The sequence below is a fragment of the Clostridia bacterium genome (assembly GCA_016887505.1).
Lineage (GTDB): Bacteria > Bacillota > TC1 > TC1 > UBA5767 > UBA5767.
In genome coordinates this window covers 38,672-55,670 of record CP069393.1, presented here as the reverse complement: position 1 = coordinate 55,670, position 16,999 = coordinate 38,672, and the positions used below count along the sequence as shown (strand labels likewise).

Sequence of the window (16,999 nt, the reverse complement as noted above, 5' to 3'; positions counted from 1 at the left end):
CTCTTCCTGCAGGGCTACGCCCTTCATCCTATGAAATGTATGTGAACCTAGTCAAAAATCACCTTAATCCAAGGTATAATTTTAGATCAAACGGAATATTAGGAAAGAACAAATAAACCGTGTAATTTAAAATAACGCTTTAAATTACACGTACACAATCTTATTTTTATATTAATTATCGCAGCCCAAATCTACTGAATAGCACCTTATTTCCTTGTTGATGAATTCGACTAGAGCCACTTCTCTGGAAATTTCCATTGCTATGGACTTATAAAGGTCTACTTTTATGCTAGGCAAGATTTGTATATTTTACAAGTCGATTTCAAGGAGTATGGGTGTATGGTCTTGTCTTGGTCCGGAATCAATCATCTCAGATTTTACAACCTTATCTGCTATACGTTCACTTACTAACCAGTAGTCAATTCTCCAACCAGAATTATTTATTTTACTTGTTTTTGCTCTTTGAGCCCACCAAGTATATCTATCTTCTATATCACCATGGAGGTATCTAAAGGTATCAATATAGCCCTTGGCTAAAAGATTAGTGAAACCTTGGCGTTCTTCATCCGTAAAGCCAGCTGAATCACGATTACTATTGGGATGAGCCAAATCAATCTCCTTATGAGCTACATTAAAATCACCTGTGGCAATAACATACTTATCCTTATCTAACACTTCAAGATATTCTGCAAATTTGCTATCCCAAATCTGACGGTCTTCCAAACGATTCAAACCATTTCCTGCATTCGGTGTGTAAACCTGCGTTACAAAAAAATCATCAAATTCAAGGGTGATAATTCTGCCCTCTGAATCCATGGTACCAGGTGCTCCAATTGCTGGATAGCTAACCGATGGTTCCAACTTTTTCTTATATAAAAACATGGTCCCTGCATAGCCCTTACGTGCTGGTTCAACTGAGCTATTCCAAACGAGTTCATAATCCGGAAACATATCATTCAAAATTTCCAAATGTTTTTTACTAGGCCCCTTACTTGATAGCTTGGTTTCTTGTAGGGCAATAATATCTGGGTCCTGTACCATTATTGTATTTAGTACATTTCTAGATAACAAGGCACGTGCTGAATCACTTGTAAGTGCTGCATTCAATGAATCAATATTCCATGAAATTAATTTCATCATTTTCCTCCTTAAAAAATATATCCTTCTATAAATCAATATAACCTTAAAAAACCGAATTTAGCAAATATCGCCCTTGCTTCAGCTTTAGGGAAACAAGGCCAAAGATAGAAGCGAGACCGGAGATTGTTGCTGTGTTAGCTAGCATTGCCTAGCAACAGGCTTTTCTTGTTCTGGCACTAGACAAGGTGATGAGCCCATCTAAACGCGAACTCATACTTTCCTATTCAATTTCTATCCAATTCAATTTGCAAGCTGTAATATCTTTTTAACTGTTCTGGCATTTCTAATCGTGATATTTCCATACACAGACGAGCCCACTATCCTTGACCACCGTGTTCTTGATAAAGTTTTGATAGGTGCTGACCAAAAAACGACTCTTTTATATTGGTCAACTTTTTCATATTCAGGCTTAATTGCACCTACTAGGCTAAATACTTCATCCACACCAATTGGGGGAATTATAAAGATTGCATTATGCTTTGAATCTGTATCCTTGCCCCACCATTGTGGGGCATTATTAAACGCAGTCGAAAGGTCATGAAAAGAGATAACAAATATTGGAATATTCAGTTGAAACTTATTAGATATTAATCTTTCACACTCTTCTTTTAGCTTTTCCTCATCGGTATTACTACTGGAGAAAATTATATTTCCACTGTTTATATATGTCACTACCTCTTGAAATCCGTTCTGCTCAAACAGTTCCTTCAATTCAGACATAGAAATTTTGTTCTTTCCTCCCACGTTTATGCCGCGTAGAAAAGCAATATATTTTTTCATAAGTAGAATACCCTCCAAATTCTTACCTAAGGCAATCTATCCAGTTTATTTTACAAATGACTCTGAAATATTCTTTGCTACGTGTACACAATTAACGAGTTTTAGAACAACTTATAATATTTACAGCCACTACTCTCTATTAGAGCCTTCGTATCAATCAGGCAAGATAACGGCATACCTGTTCCCTTGATTAATTGAAGTTTGACTTACTCTTTTGATGCTCATAGCATTTACTCAAATACAATATTAGAAATAGCGCCCGTTTCCCAATTAAAATCCAAGTACCCCTTTTGCCGTTTGCCTGTGTAATCTTCAAATTCAAAGTTCACCGTCATACTACCTTGCTCATCATTCCACTTCATAAAATCAACTTCCATGGTTTTCCACTGTTTTTCATCTGTCATAAGATTTGTGAATTCCTTAGATGACGCCATACTCATTCTAATATATGTACTCAGGTTTGATCCACTATTTGTCTTAAAACTATCTAAGATAAGAATGGGCTCTTCATCCACAAGAGATTTCACCAAATAGTTACTGCAAGGTGACCACCACATATTAAGATAACTAGCATTTTCGTATACAGTTGTGCCTTGGAAGCTGCCCTTGGTAAGCATAGTGATCCCCGAATCTTTTGGAAAAGTACCTGAGACATCTTGACTGAAAACGATTTCCGTTATTTTACCGTTTGGAGAAGTTTGTACATCGATGATATAAAATACTCCCTTAGCCCATAAAAACACAAATAGGATTACGGAAGTTACAAAAATAAGTAGAGCCTTTTTTATTGTTGATTTGCGTTGTTTCGGCTTAAGAGGGTGTAAAATAATTGGTGTAAACTCCTGAGATTGTATAAACTAAATCTATCTTCAAGGAGGAACACTATAATGGCCCAGAAAAAACTCATCGACAAACAACTGATCCGCGAACTCATGAAAGAAGGCGAGCTTAAGGATGTCAAAGACATCCAGTCCCTACTAAAAGCACAATTCAAAGACATCATGCAAGAAATGCTGGAAGCTGAACTGGATCATGAACTCGGATATAGCAAGTATGACTATAAGAACAAGGATACTACAAACAGCCGTAACGGCATTCGTTCTAAAAAGGTTCGTTCCGATTATGGAGAAATGGAAATTGACATACCTAGAGACCGTAATGGGGATTTTGAACCTGTAATCATTAAGAAAAACCAACGTGATGTTTCAAGTATTGATGACCAGGTCATAAGCATGTATGCCAAAGGGATGACTGTCAGAGACATTCAGGATCATCTACATAACCTTTACGGAATTGATGTATCACCAACCATGATTTCACAGATTACTGAGAAAATATTACCTGTAATAAAGGAATGGCAGCAACGCCCACTACAAGAGGTTTATGCCCACCTAATCATGGATGCCATCCACTACAAAGTCCGTCAGGATGGAAAGATAGTCAACAAAGCAGTCTACATCATACTAGGTATTGATTTGGACGGTAAAAAGGACGTTGTAGGTATGTGGGTCGGAGAAAATGAGACCAGTAAATTTTGGCTTAAAGTGTTAACTGATTTGCAGCATCGTGGTGTTAAGGATGTGCTGATAGTGTCTATCGATGGACTGAATGGCTTTAAAGAAGCAATACAGGCTGTTTATCCAGACACCAGAATTCAGCGGTGCATCGTTCATATGATTCGCAATTCAACGAAATACCTGTCCTGGAAGGACCGTAAAGCATTCGTCAATGATCTTAAACCAATCTACAAAGCAATCAACGAAGATTCCGCTTTGAACGCTCTACAAGATTTAGAAGACAAGTGGGGCGAGAAGTATTATATCGCGGTAAAACCTTGGAAAGACAACTGGGATGAAGTAGCAACAATGTTCGAGTATCCGGCTGAAATCAGAAGGATGATATACACAACAAACGCCATCGAAAGCTTTAACCGCCAGCTACGCAAAGTCACGAAATCCAAGAGTGTGTTTCCAACCGATGATGCCCTGTTGAAAATGCTGTATCTGGCAATGATTGATATAACCAAGAAATGGACTATGAGGACTCGGGACTGGGGTAAAATTATTAATCAGCTAGCAATTCACTTCGAGGGACGTATTTGACCTTCCACGAATTGAGTTAAGAAAAATCTTTAAGGAAGTTTACACCAATTTCTTGACAGACTCCGGCTTAATCGCTTCATCTACCTTTATGTGGTTTGAATCATTTTTATTTTCATATATTGTTTTTGCCCTATAAAAATAGACAAGATAAATCACATTCATCGCAATCCATATTGGTGTAAACATTGATGCTAGATACATTAATATTTCGTTTTGTGTAAAAATGGACAGCCTCGTTATCACTTGCAAGATAGTTTGTATTTTCCATATAGTAAATAACTTTTGAAAGCCAAGTTGCCTGCCTGTAATAATTTCTAAGTCTTTTATACCTAAAACAATAAGATAGGATGTGTAAATCCATATGACTGCTGTAAACAAATTGTAAAAAGCAAATATGTCTCCGTCAAAGGATGGCCCCATTAAACCACCTATGGTAAACAATAGTGAATTTATTGCCATAAATACTGCAAATGGTTTGGCTTTCTTAAAGTGTATCCCTTCTAATTTTGCTAACCCTACAACAATAAATATATATCCTAAGAAATTGGGCAATAGGTCAAATCCATTTATTTTAATATGAAAAAATGCCAATATATACCCTAAAAATATTTGTGTCACGAATCGAATCCTCCACCAAACTAAAATTAATCATTTTCTATTCAAATTTCATTATGTTAACTATCTCATTTCGCAGTTGCGAAAGACTCAGGCTTCATAATCAATCCTGACCAGACAATCCCTCCAAATTCAAACTACATCTAAACCGACTACTCCTAGCCTATCTCCATTTGTCGCCACAGAGCAAAGCGGCATTGTTTTTCGGCTTTTACTTTCACACCCTAGGAAAGTGAAAAGGTTAATGTCAGGGTTTCTCAACATTCTAACTTCTCAAACCGTGACATCAATACTGCACACTCAACGTGAAATACTTAGGCTATTTCACATTTATGGCAAATACTTATAAAATCAAGTTTTTATATGGATTTTCATCCTTCTTATCAAGTCATCTAGTCGTTTTTTAATTAGGCTATTTTTTCACTTATTAATATCTCAATTCAACTTCAATGTATTTATGATCACTCCATTTGCATTCATCTTGAATCTTCACATTGAAATTCTGATTTGAATTATAATTAATCAAGATATGGTCGATTGCAGTTTCTCCAATAAAAGTAGGTGTATCGTCTGACACTAAATCTTTTGCACTTCTGCATAATTGTATATATTTACTCTCTGTCAACGTATCCTTGCAACCAATAAAAGCATTAAAATCACCAGCAATTACTATTTTTCATCTTATATGGAACCTCTTGAAGAAAAACTGCTGAATTTTCTTTATTTAAAAAAGTTTTTATATTAATTGTAATATCGTTATAGCTATCTTCACTTTGATCGTTCTTATTATATTTTGAACATGATTTTATTCCTCTGAACCAATTGACGTTCCATGTTTTTATGTTGATAATATTCATAGTTTTTATCCCTTCTTAGAACTATATTTTTTACTTTTTCTTTGTACTCCATTTTCGCCTTTAATGACATTGCTTCTTTTAGTTTTTTCTATCTGCACTGCTTGAAATGTTTCCTTAGAAATAATTGCAGGGTTGTTATCCTCACATAAATAAACAGCTTCATGTTTTCCATTATCCAATAACCTAACTGTGCCTATATATTTTTCGTTGCTAAGCATTACATCAATTGTACGCTTACTCCACTTATCTTTTCCTGTTGGAGATTTAATATCAAGTCTCGATAATTCTTTAATGATTCCTATGATGCTTTTTCCTTGCAAATATAAATCAAATATTAGTTTAACATTTTTAGCCTCTTCATCATCTATGATTAGGCTACCATCAACATCATTTTTATAACCATAGCATTTACGATTATAAAGCTTTGAAGTGCCTTGTGCTGCTCTTTGTTTAATACCCCATTTTATATTATCACTTCTAGATTCATTTTCAGCCTGTGCTATAGCTTCGATGATAGAAATCATGAGGTCACTATCTGTATCCGCTGTATCTAGATTTTCTTGTTCAAATATAACCCTGATACCCAGTAGCCTTAGTTGATGAAGGGCTTCTAATACTTCAACTGTGTCTCTGCCAAATCTACTTATATTTTTTGTGATAATAATTTCAAGTTTTTTAGATTTACAATCTTCTAGCATACGGTTAAATTCTTTTCTTGATGAGCCCGTCTTGCTACTGGCAATATCTATATATATATCAACAAGTAGCCACTTAGGTACAGAAGCTACTATCCTTGTTAGTGCTGAAATTTGTGCTGTGACACTATTTAATTGGTCCATACTATTCGAACTTACACGACTATAAATAGCAACACGTATTTCGCTTTTAGGCAGGCGTGCTGGTATAAACTGTACTTTTGGATTGTAAATCAATTGTACCACCTCCATAAACCCCTTATCTCTTGATATACAATAATTTACAGAATGAATCTACTCATAGTTCAATGTTCTTCTGTTTTTGTTTTATTAATAACTTGAGAATAATCGCAATTGATAAAACTACAGCAGTGCCCAGTCCATATATTTTAATACTCGTATACCAAGGTGCCGATTGAATCATATATAAATCAGGGCGTTTTACATAATCGTAATATTTATATATGCTATGACCTATGAATACACCAACAAATGAACCCATTACAATATTTAAAATACTATTCAACTTTTTAAGCATATTATCTATCCCTTCCTATTCATTCAATATAAATTATCTAATTGTTAATTAACTTATCAGTTTAACGCTCCTCTATAACAGTCTAATTAAAATACCACTATTTATCTCATATGTTGATTAGGCTAATAAGATTACTTTAGCACATCTATCCTATCTACTCAACCTACCCAAAATCAATCCTGTCTACTCAACTATGCAACTTTTTCACAGTGGATATATTCCCACAAAGTAACTATTTATAGGGGGTTCTGCCATTCTGCAAATCAGCAGAATACACAGAACCCCTTATTTACTACACTTTTCAGCTTTCTATTTCTCAACTCTAGACATCAATGTCACGCACTCCACATGTAGTGACTTTGAAAACATTGCCTTGGTCTACTTGATTTCCAAGTTTACTACTTACAAAATGCAGGATATTACTGCTTGTGCCAGAGCCCAACTTTGATAATGAATCCACCTTATTTTCTATAACAAATCGAATATCATTTTTATAACCAATGACAAGGACACAATTAAAAATACTGGTTTTATAAATTTTGAACCTTTGTTTATTGCCATATGAGAACCCAACTTTGCGCCAACTATCATACTCAACGCCATCGGTAGTGCAATAGAATAGTTGATTTGTCTATTGAGCATAAATAAGATAAACGCGGTGGAATTGCTTGTTAAATTTAGTATTTTTGAATTTGCTGATGCCTTTTTAAAATCATACCCAAAAATATATATCAGTCCAAATATCAAAAAGGAACCAGTTCCTGGTCCGAAAAAGCCATCATAGAAACCTAAGGCAAGAGCCAGTAGCATGCCTTTCGCCACCGTTTCAAATACGATGCCTTTGAAGTTTTCTTCTAGTCCTAGTTTCTTTTTGAAGGCTGTATAGATAATAATTGAGAATACTAAAAAGATAATCAGAATTGATAGATATTTTGGTTCAATGCTAAGCACTGTCTTTACTCCAAGTGCTGAACCTATTAAAGATAAGGGCACCAGAAATTTTAGCAGCTTGAAATTTATATTTCCACTCCTATAATAATGATATGAACTTGACATCGTGCCAAAACTTGCCGCAAACTTATTGGTGCCTAAAGCGATATGTGTTGGTAAACCCGCTGCCAATAAGGCTGGGACTGTAATAAGTCCACCGCCTCCTACAATAGCATCAATAAAAGCTCCAAAAAATCCCGCAAAACATATAAATATTATAGTTAGCATAGTATCCTCTTTTGATTAATTAAGTCCTTTTGATTATACCAAATTAATGCTAAAAATACTTTATTGTGTCTATCATATCAACTAGCCTTCTAGAAATACAAGTTGATGTATAGAATTATCCCCCAATGTATATGTTCTTTCTAAGCACACCAAGGATCTATCATTCATCATGTCTTTTCAAAAGATACGATGAATGAACAAGACCATATGATATGCTCCTGGCAAAATTTACATGCACTAGCAGAAGTTTTACCTGAACCAAAGTATCGAGTATTTCCAATATATCTTCCAAATGCACTAATATTAGTGGTAAGAATAATTTTCAAACCAGGTGATTTGCAGTCCTCAAGCATGCGATTGAACTCCTTTTTGAAGAGCTTATCTGCTTAACGCTATGTCTGTGCGGCAAGGCTTTTCATATTTTGGAGGCGATGGTGGTTATATCGTGAACTATTTTATTTTCAGCCAGGACAAAAGCTCTTTTATTACAGTTTCTTGATAAATTTGAATTTGGCTTACGACATATTATGCTCATTTTTCCTGTCTGCAAGTAGAATTATTCTGCGGTATAGGTAGGATCAAGTTCCATTTTTTCTTGTTCAGAAATACTATCTTCACTCTCATCACTAAGAAGTTCATACAGCCAGTATTTGCCCTTGATTTGAATTACAATATCGTTGCCATACTGAAAGATTGGGGCTCCAAGGATACGGGTGTTGGATTGTAAATTCTCTTTTGGTACTCCCTGATCATTGGCAAGATAACTTTCAACTTTTCCCAAATAGGCAAACTCCTCTTTTGGCTCGTCATATGCTATTTGTTTTGTGGATTGTTTGTATACGTTGTCATTTACATAAACCATCGGCGCTAGGTCGGCTATGTAGGGAGTGGTAACAATATCGTTACTTCTTCCAGGAAATAGGCTTATAAGGGCAAGACCTACTAAAACCAAGCAAGCTGCCATTGCGCTCCATTTTATCCATGTTAGATTCTTTTTCACTGGCATGGCACCGGCTTCCTCCACGTATTTGGAATCAACAAGCTCCATTTTATCTAAAAGCTCCTGTCCTCTCATAGCGTGTAACCCTCCTTTACAAGATGTTCTCGGAGTTTGTTGCGACTCCGAAAGAGCGTAGTTTTCACTTTGCTTTCAGACAAGTCAAAGCGTTTGGAAATGTCAGCAATGGAATCCAGATACCAATAGCGTCGAAGAAAGATGTTTCGTTTTTCTGCACCAAGCCCAACAAGAAAACTATTGATTGCCTGTTTCAACTCTATCTCGTCAATCCGGCATTCACAGTCATCAGGAGCAGGAATACATTGCTCCATCTCCACACTCAATTCGCAGATGTATGCGCTTCTTTTCAAGCGTTTACGATCTCTACAACAGTTCAAAGAGATATGCCGAATGATTCTCGCTAGAAATGCATACAGGTACTCTTTTGGTTCGTTGGGTGGAATCGAGTTCCATGTTTCCAAATAGGTGTTGTTTTCACATTCCTCGGCGGTCTGGAGATCTTTCACAATGCCCCGTGATAATGAGCGTAGCCGTCTGCCGTATTTTACGGTAGTGTGTTTTATTGCTGTTTCGTCACGCTCGAAAAACAATTCTACAATTTTTCTATCATCCAATGCCTTCCTCTCCTTTCCTCTATGCTAATAATCCCTTCACCCTAATAAGCACCGTTTGATTCGCTCAGGTTACACTTTTTGCAAGAATGTTTTTAGCCCTTGTTTGCAAAAGGCTAAATAGTGATTATATAAATTACCTGCTATTCAAATTGGCCAAACTGTTTAAACTCCCAAATAAGACGAATTCACTCTCAAAGTAGCATCCTTATGTTCTTCAGGTCATTCGGTGTTTTGACAAAAAATTTGTCAACTCACATACTCAACCTTACGCTTTGTAGTTTTGGGTAGGTTCTCCAAAATATAAAGTCGTGATTCTCCTCTGTTATAAAACCAGGTCACAAATCAGGGGAAGCGCTTATTTACTTACCTTTCTACACTTTACTTCTATACCCTTGATAGCTATACCACCTTCTTCACATGGCTCGGGAGGACAGAAGGAATGTCTTTTGAATGTGTCCGTTTTAAGAAGCATAACCTTCTTACCGCTATCGGTAGGCAAAAACATGGTAGCATACTCCATCATCAAAAATTCATTGTTTGGATTTAAAATCCTTCATGTTAAATTCAACCTCACCTTGAGAATTGGTAAGCGTAGCATCCGTAATGCCGTTTTCCTTTAAATGCTTATATAAGTTTTCACGCATTAAAATACGGATATCCTCATAATCTCCATAATGCGTAAATATTTTATCTGCAAGCCCTTTGATTTCCTTACCGGATACTGGCATTGTGCAATATTCCCTGATGGAAGAAGCAAATTCCGAGCCGTCTCGTGCTTGCTCATATGTTAGCAATGTGTAACCCCCACTTTCATCTTTTTGATACGTGATTGCTACCGGGATAATTCCGGCTGAATCCATTGATAACACATTATCAAAAAGCAAATATCTTGCATAAAAAGTAGTTGCGAATACCTTTAATAGATTATCTTCCTCATAACTCCCAAAGATTTTTGGTGCAATAACTGTGAAGCCACGGTCCATGTCATTCGGAGCTTTATCAATTTCTGTAGCATATACGAGTTTTTCTATTGGGTCCTGCCCATCGTACTCGAAGTTTGGAAGATTAATCTCTTGCCGAATATTCAAAGCCGTATACCATTCTTGAGGAGACAGTGATTCATCAGAAACATTATTTCTCACACCAAGAAGTTCTTTACATAACAACATCATGATTTGACCCCGTAATCCTTCAGCATTTTCAGTTTCAAATTGTGATAGCATATATTGTAGAGCTTCCTCTCCGCCATATTTGATGAATTCTTCATATTCTTCTTTATGAGCACGGATATAATCCTGCGGATTTGAAGAAGCCTTTGGTGATGACATAATAATAGATAAATTACCTTCGACATCAAAGCCAAAGTTCATCTTTTCTCCTAAATCATTTTCAAGATTTTCTGCCCCGCTATTTTGAGATTTATAGGATAAAAAATCCTCCACTGATGCATTATTTATTAATTCTATATTATTGAATTCAACAGACTGTCCTAAGGTGTGATTAGTAAATTCCAATGCAACTTCTGATGGGTTTAATAGCCAAGGTTTATGACCATTATCACTTTGCATTTGCAACTCATTATAATAGTCTTTTAATAGGCTCTCCTTTTGAGGATCGTGATAATAAATATTTCCATTCCCATCCATCCATCTTTCCACACACCATATCCCATGTTCTCCTTGTGTTGCAGGTTGTGATAAAAAAGCTTTAGCCATTTCACCTGTTGATAATTTGAATTTTGCGATACTATGATTCCCGGTAAAAATTTCTTGCGGTAGCTTTTCTAATCCTTCTAATAAACTTCTTACTGCAATTTCCTGACTGGATAACGTATCACCCAGCTCACCTGTCCAAAGAACTCCAACAAAATTTACTGAATCATCATCGCGGGATACAACTAAAAATGGACTACCCATGCTGGATTTTTCCTTAAGCCATCCGTTTTCATCGTAATCCATACCACCGGCTAGGGCTACTTTGCTCAAATCTTCAGGAAGTAGACGGTATTCCAGTGCATATACATCAATCGGTGTATCCACTAATTCATCAAAAGTTTCTACCAATTCCAAACGAGTTATCTTACTATCAATAATTTTTACTTCCGGGTTGGATTCCAAGTTTTCTATATCTTTATTGATAATCTCCCATACGATACTGTTGATTTGATCTAATTTATCTGTTTCCTTATCCTTCGGATTTGTTATCAGTCCTATCCCAACTACCATAGCAATGATAATTGAGATCACAATTAGCCAAAATTTTGGTCTTTTATAATTTAACACGTTTTTTATCCTCCCTTTTACATTTCCCTCGCAAAAGGCAAGTGGGCTTCCATTTAAAATATGCTTTCTGGTAGCAAGTGACAATAATGAATTAGCATATGGCTTTTTTATATCCTCATCTATTTCTTTTAACACTCTTTCGTCACAGGAAAGTTCCATGTCCTTACTCATCAATATAAATGCAAGCCACACAAGAGGATTAAACCAATGTAAGGACAATATTAGAAAGGCTAGTATCTTAATGATATGGTCTTTTCGTTTAATATGGGTCTGTTCATGCAGCAAAATAAAGCTTCTTTCTTCTATGCTAAGACCAAGGGGTAAATAGATCCTTGGCCTCATTAAGCCAAGAACAAACGGTGTTTTCAAATTCTTGGCTTTGTAAATATTATTTTCTACTAATTCTGCACTTTCAAGCTGTTTATGTAAGCGTAAAGCAGAAATAAAGCCATAGACAAGCAGTGCTATTATACCTAAAACCCAGATGTATGCCCCTATTTCCACATAAATCTGCAATGGATTTATACTTCCTCCAACAGTCGCTGCTGGAAGTGAGTTGTTTACAAATGAATCCACTGCTACTATTCCATTATTAACCTGTGGACTTTGATTGTATATAACATCATGGGGGATTAAAGCAGTATTTGTATTCCACAGCATAAGACTAAACATGCTTTCAAAGGAGAATGGTATTATAAGGCGAAAAGCAACCACAATCCATAAAGCATAAGAGATACCTTTTGGAAACTTTTTGAGTACCAGTCTGACAAGTATCACAAAAAGGATTACGTAGCTTGCAGTAAGGCTCATATTTATAATAGATAGAAATAACCCACTCATTGCTACACCTCCTTATGCTCATCAATCAATCTTTTCAACTCTTCTGCCTGTTGTTTGTTTAATTTTTTACTGCTGATAAAGGCTGTCAGAAACTTTGGAAGAGAACCTCCAAAGGTGTCCTCGACAAAACGTATACTTTGTTTTGCATAGTACGCATCTTTATTAATTAAAGATGAAACGGTAGCATTTTCATTCTGGAAGATACCTTTTTCACATAGTTTCTTTAGGACAGTGTACGTTGTTGATTTCTTCCAATTCATTTCTTTTTCACATAGTTTCACTAGATCGCCAGAACCAATCGGCTCGTTCTTCCAAATTATTTCTGCAAACTTCTCTTCACTTTTCCCGAGTTTATAACCTTTCATAATAAGCCTCCCTGGTCTATTCTGAATAGACTGTATATGGTAAGTCTATTCAGAATAGACCACAGTGTCAATAGTTTTGCTTTTAAAAATATCCCATTACATTATTTACAATACATAAACAATCGCCAACCAAGAGAATACCTCTCCTGATTAACGATCAGCTATCTCAATTCTAGACTTGAATTCAATAATGCGTTATCATCAAATACCGTATTGTAATGGTATCATGAATAAATCAAATTGTTACTCGGTGCCTAGAGTCCCTTAGAGTAGCGATATAGCTTAAGACTATTATAAATAGTCCAAGAAAAAGTCGGCATTTCCAAGTTATACAAAATAACATGACCACTACACGTAGTTTGTATGGTGATTAACCCATTCACTTTTTTTCCACTTTTCTTTGAGCCAAGTAGAAAAATATAATTCGAACCAGAATATCTCTCACCTTGTAAGCTCTCGACAGAAGCAGAATATTGATGTGCTTTCCCCATAATTACATCAAAAAAGCACCTACCGAAATAGATGCCCAAATTCATCATTATTCAATTTTGTATTTTTTCTTTATGTCATTGAATCTGTCATATGGTATATAATTTTCCTTTTGAAGGCGCCCTAAAACAATACCAGGAGCAATACCAATTTCATTAGAAAATCTTAAAATATCTTTCTTTGTAAAACAATTCATTTCAAGGAATTTATCGAAGTCATTAGGGGGGATCAATATATCCCTAGCAAATATATCAGCCTCTTTTTCGTCCTTTTCACTAGTTCCATTGGAATCATTAATATGTCCGGAAATTATATGGTGAAGCTCGTGAAACAAGCTAAACCAAAATTTATCAGCATACTTACCCCTTACCGTTAATCCCATCACTATCTTATTTCCGTCGTAAAAAGTCGCACCATGCAAAAATGAACCACCTATATGCGGGAGGAATACTATTGCTACCCCACATTCTGCAAGTAACTCAGTCAATTCTCTACAAAAGACTTCTGGGTTCTTAATCGTCATTTCACGAATTCTAGGTATTCTCTTATTTAGTTTATCAATATTTATTGGTGAAACATCATATTTACGTGCTTCAATTCTTGCCTTTTGTGCCCATACTGCAAGACTGTAATCGCTCTTAGCATTCTCGCCTGTTCTCCTTGTTTTCGTCACCTTCTAATTCATTTTCTTCGATTGCTCGCGCCAATTTTTCACGATAAATCAATTCCAAATTAGTCCAAAAACTTGCAGGCAATCCTAGAACTGTCTCTAATCTCAAAGCAACATCAAGAGTCAGTTCAACTTGTCCATCGATTAACCTGCTAACATGTTTTTCAGACCAATTCATCTTCTGCGCAAATTCACTCTGCTTCATACTTCGATTCAGAAGCTGTTCATGTATTGTCGCACCTGGTGGAATTGCAATAGTACTTTTGCTATGCAGCATAATAACTCCTCCTTACTACCTAACCACAACAAGTTAGTGGTATTTATAATTCTTACTACTCGGATATAAGTACCATTCTATGTAACTGAAAGAAAACGTTCCGAAGTGGCTTAGATTAATCTTATCCAAGAGGCATTCATCAACGAAACGATGTTTCCACTAGACAGATTGAACGACTAGCTATGAGCCTAGTTATTGATTCTATATCTAGAAGCTAGGTTAACAGTAGTATTACCATGGAATTACAATCTGAGATGGATGCTTTTCTGAACAGGAACCTGGATAAAGGATACCTTGTTCTATGGGTTGACACACTCTACGAAAAGATAAGGAATGACGGTCACGTTACCAACATGGCAGTACACGTTGTCTGTGGCCTCAGGGCCGTTGGGACTCAGGATATCCTAGCTGTCGAACCCATCCAAGGCTAGCTAAATTCACATGTTTGACTCTCAAAAAGAACGCGACCTAAAAAAGCATGGCTGGTCGTCAGTGATACCGCAAAGGGCTGGTCGCTTCAGTAAAAGAATTATTCATTGGAATCACCTGGTAGCGCTGCAAGGTTCATTTCATGAGAAACATCTTTGCTCATGTGCCAGCCAAGGAAAAGAAAACCTTTGCTGCCAAACATAAGAATATATGGCTTCAGTCAGATGAATAGTCTGCCAGAGCTTATGCGAATTTATTTATGGATTAGTATTGAAACCTTGGAAGAAGGACATGAAGACTCAATAAGATTTTATGAATTCCCTCGAATTGACTCCCGAAAGATTTCTTCAACCAACATGATTAAAAGACTCAACCTTGAGATTCATAAGGGTTCAAGTTTGGTTGGTATTTTTCTTTCCACGGATTCTTATGTCCGACTAGTTACCAGCTATCTCATTGAGTATATACTGGAAGATCGTATGGCAAACCAGAGACGCTTGAACTGACTGCTACCGAAAGACTACAAGCAGCTTGATTTCATATTTAATTCAGGTTCTGATGAATTTGCACACAACAGTTGACACCGCATTAATCGTTGTCAAAATACATAGACGATTAATGTATTATCCATTGGGGAGCTCTTCAAACTTTGGTACTTTCTCAAGTTCGGTATCCCAGTTTGCTTTACTTTTGTAATAGATATGTCCTTGGGGTTTAATGTTAATATCACTGTCGATACTTCCTGCAGGAACAACCAGCAATTTCCCATCCTTTTGTATATTTGGCAAAGCTGACCCACAATTAGTACAAAAACTTTTTATGTGCCCTTCTCCACGTAAATTAAATGTTTTAGATTTTTCTTGACCCGACAACCATCTTAATTTGGCTGTAGAAGAAAATAGATTGGCTGCATGAGCTGAACCTGTATCTTTGCGACATCGCCCACAATGGCAAAGATAAAAATTATCAAAATCTCCTTCTATTTCGAAAGTAACTTCACCACAAAGGCATGATCCTACATATTTCATAATCACCTCTCCCTCCTTCTTAATTTATGTTATTACAAGTCACAGAGGAGCATGTCACATATCCGGTATTTCCAAGGGTTTCTATTCCTATTATCTTACCGGCAGTACGACTGTCTCGACGTGCATGGAAATATAAATCCTATATTTTTATCAAATGAAAGTTGGTGTTTGTGCCTTTTAGCGAAACCTGTCTCCCAGGGGTAGACAGCCGTTTACTAAAGTTCAGGCCAAATACTCGCCATATGTAGTATCTCTTTAAGGTTTGCCGAATAGAAGCTCAACTATTTCTCGATTTACAATCTAAGCGAAAGTAGGTATATTCGCTGATGCAATTAAGAATGCTTGATTGTCTAAGATATTCAAATTTCTAGTCTTAACAAGCGTAGAAATTATAAATGTTCCATATACGCGTTTATCGAGGCCATGCAGAAAATGTACTTTTATTCCAAACGTGTGTGAAAAGGAGATAAAAGACATTAAGATTTTTACTGGTTTGACACGGGAAATTCCACTCTATTTTTTCAAATGATTCTCAATTGCATTAAGCGCTTTGGGGCTAATCACATGCTCAATTTTGCAGGCATCATCTTCCGCAGTTTTGGGGTCAAGATTAAGTACTTTGATAAAAAATTCTGTAAGCAACTGATGTGAGCGATATACCTGCACCGCCTTTTCTCGGCCTTTTTCAGTCAGCGATACATCTCCGTAGGGACTATGCGTGATATAACCATTTTTCTTTAAGATGCCCATTGCGCGGCTAATGCTAGGCTTTGTATATCCGAACTCCTTTGCGATATCGATAGAGCGGACAACTCCGTTTGCCTGCTCTAATCTATAAATGACTTCCAAATACATTTCACGCGATTCGTTCGTATTCATATGTTGTTCCTTCCAATAAAATAATGTTTGAACATATTCTATCATATTTTGTTCATCGGAAATAGTCGTACTGGTTTGCCTAACGGAGAATGAGCCGTCTTTCGACGACTCATTAGGGGGATTCATTCATATATTGGAGATACTATATTCTTTACTCTTCGCA

Annotated in this window: 17 protein-coding genes and 2 pseudogenes; 4 read left to right on the top strand and 15 right to left on the bottom strand. The window is 36.3% G+C overall.

All coding sequences use genetic code 11. The features are described from left to right. Window positions 1–309 precede the first annotated feature (309 nt). The 3 genes from xth to JR334_00265 all read right to left on the bottom strand — a co-directional run bounded on the left by xth (window position 310) and on the right by JR334_00265 (window position 2,537). The gene (xth, locus tag JR334_00275) at window positions 310–1,137 is read right to left on the bottom strand and encodes an exodeoxyribonuclease III (protein QRN86806.1); all 828 of its coding nucleotides are present in this window, start codon (window positions 1,135–1,137) and stop codon (window positions 310–312) included. A 243-nt stretch (window positions 1,138–1,380) separates the two neighbouring features. Next, window positions 1,381–1,920 (bottom strand): DUF1697 domain-containing protein, encoded by a 540-nt coding sequence (locus JR334_00270; GenBank protein ID QRN85717.1) that lies wholly within the window; start codon window positions 1,918–1,920, stop codon window positions 1,381–1,383. Between the two features lie 230 nt (window positions 1,921–2,150). After that, window positions 2,151–2,537 carry a hypothetical protein gene (locus JR334_00265; protein QRN85716.1) on the bottom strand — a complete coding sequence of 129 codons (387 nt, stop codon included), beginning with the start codon at window positions 2,535–2,537 and terminating at the stop codon, window positions 2,151–2,153. Between the two features lie 270 nt (window positions 2,538–2,807). On the opposite strand from JR334_00265, the gene JR334_00260 reads away from it, so the two are divergent. Further along, window positions 2,808–4,022: an IS256 family transposase gene (locus JR334_00260; GenBank protein ID QRN85715.1), complete on the top strand. Its 1,215-nt coding sequence runs from the start codon at window positions 2,808–2,810 to the stop codon at window positions 4,020–4,022. A gap of 39 nt (window positions 4,023–4,061) precedes the next feature. On the opposite strand, the gene JR334_00255 is transcribed toward JR334_00260, so the two are convergent. The 10 genes and pseudogenes from JR334_00255 to JR334_00210 all read right to left on the bottom strand — a co-directional run bounded on the left by JR334_00255 (window position 4,062) and on the right by JR334_00210 (window position 14,500). Then, window positions 4,062–4,640, bottom strand: coding sequence for a hypothetical protein (locus JR334_00255; GenBank protein ID QRN85714.1), 579 nt, complete (start codon window positions 4,638–4,640; stop codon window positions 4,062–4,064). A gap of 424 nt (window positions 4,641–5,064) precedes the next feature. Further along, window positions 5,065–5,262 carry a hypothetical protein gene (locus tag JR334_00250; GenBank protein QRN85713.1) on the bottom strand — a complete coding sequence of 66 codons (198 nt, stop codon included), beginning with the start codon at window positions 5,260–5,262 and terminating at the stop codon, window positions 5,065–5,067. A gap of 237 nt (window positions 5,263–5,499) precedes the next feature. After that, window positions 5,500–6,426, bottom strand: coding sequence for a recombinase family protein (locus JR334_00245; protein QRN85712.1), 927 nt, complete (start codon window positions 6,424–6,426; stop codon window positions 5,500–5,502). Between the two features lie 61 nt (window positions 6,427–6,487). Beyond that, window positions 6,488–6,727 carry a hypothetical protein gene (locus JR334_00240; protein QRN85711.1) on the bottom strand — a complete coding sequence of 80 codons (240 nt, stop codon included), beginning with the start codon at window positions 6,725–6,727 and terminating at the stop codon, window positions 6,488–6,490. Window positions 6,728–7,195: 468 nt separating this feature from the next. Beyond that, a complete protein-coding gene (locus JR334_00235; protein QRN85710.1) occupies window positions 7,196–7,945 on the bottom strand; it encodes a TSUP family transporter in 750 nt (249 codons plus the stop codon). Window positions 7,946–8,501: 556 nt separating this feature from the next. Then, on the bottom strand, window positions 8,502–9,020 hold the full coding sequence (locus tag JR334_00230) for an entericidin like toxin protein (protein QRN85709.1): 519 nt from the start codon (window positions 9,018–9,020) through the stop codon (window positions 8,502–8,504). Continuing rightward, entirely contained in the window at window positions 9,017–9,577 is a 561-nt protein-coding gene (locus tag JR334_00225; protein ID QRN85708.1) for an RNA polymerase sigma factor, read from the bottom strand. Before JR334_00225 ends, JR334_00230 begins: the two co-directional genes overlap by 4 nt. A gap of 1,895 nt (window positions 9,578–11,472) precedes the next feature. Next, window positions 11,473–12,699, bottom strand: a pseudogene (locus JR334_00220) (hypothetical protein). A 2-nt stretch (window positions 12,700–12,701) separates the two neighbouring features. Next, on the bottom strand, window positions 12,702–13,064 hold the full coding sequence (locus JR334_00215) for a BlaI/MecI/CopY family transcriptional regulator (protein QRN85707.1): 363 nt from the start codon (window positions 13,062–13,064) through the stop codon (window positions 12,702–12,704). Window positions 13,065–13,602: 538 nt separating this feature from the next. Further along, window positions 13,603–14,500: pseudogene (locus JR334_00210) on the bottom strand (helix-turn-helix domain-containing protein). Between the two features lie 236 nt (window positions 14,501–14,736). Here JR334_00210 and JR334_00205 point away from each other — a divergent pair. From JR334_00205 to JR334_00195, 3 genes are all read left to right on the top strand, one after another. Further along, complete coding sequence (locus JR334_00205; GenBank protein QRN85706.1) at window positions 14,737–14,931, top strand: transposase; 195 nt, start codon at window positions 14,737–14,739, stop codon at window positions 14,929–14,931. 140 nt (window positions 14,932–15,071) lie between these two features. Next, window positions 15,072–15,161 (top strand): hypothetical protein, encoded by a 90-nt coding sequence (locus JR334_00200; protein QRN85705.1) that lies wholly within the window; start codon window positions 15,072–15,074, stop codon window positions 15,159–15,161. After that, window positions 15,154–15,435 (top strand): transposase, encoded by a 282-nt coding sequence (locus JR334_00195; GenBank protein QRN85704.1) that lies wholly within the window; start codon window positions 15,154–15,156, stop codon window positions 15,433–15,435. The genes JR334_00200 and JR334_00195 overlap by 8 nt, the downstream gene beginning before the upstream one ends. Before the next feature lie 117 nt (window positions 15,436–15,552). On the opposite strand, the gene JR334_00190 is transcribed toward JR334_00195, so the two are convergent. Further along, window positions 15,553–15,957 (bottom strand): GFA family protein, encoded by a 405-nt coding sequence (locus JR334_00190; GenBank protein QRN85703.1) that lies wholly within the window; start codon window positions 15,955–15,957, stop codon window positions 15,553–15,555. Between the two features lie 513 nt (window positions 15,958–16,470). Further along, on the bottom strand, window positions 16,471–16,836 hold the full coding sequence (locus tag JR334_00185) for a metal-dependent transcriptional regulator (protein ID QRN85702.1): 366 nt from the start codon (window positions 16,834–16,836) through the stop codon (window positions 16,471–16,473). Window positions 16,837–16,999: the final 163 nt, after the last annotated feature.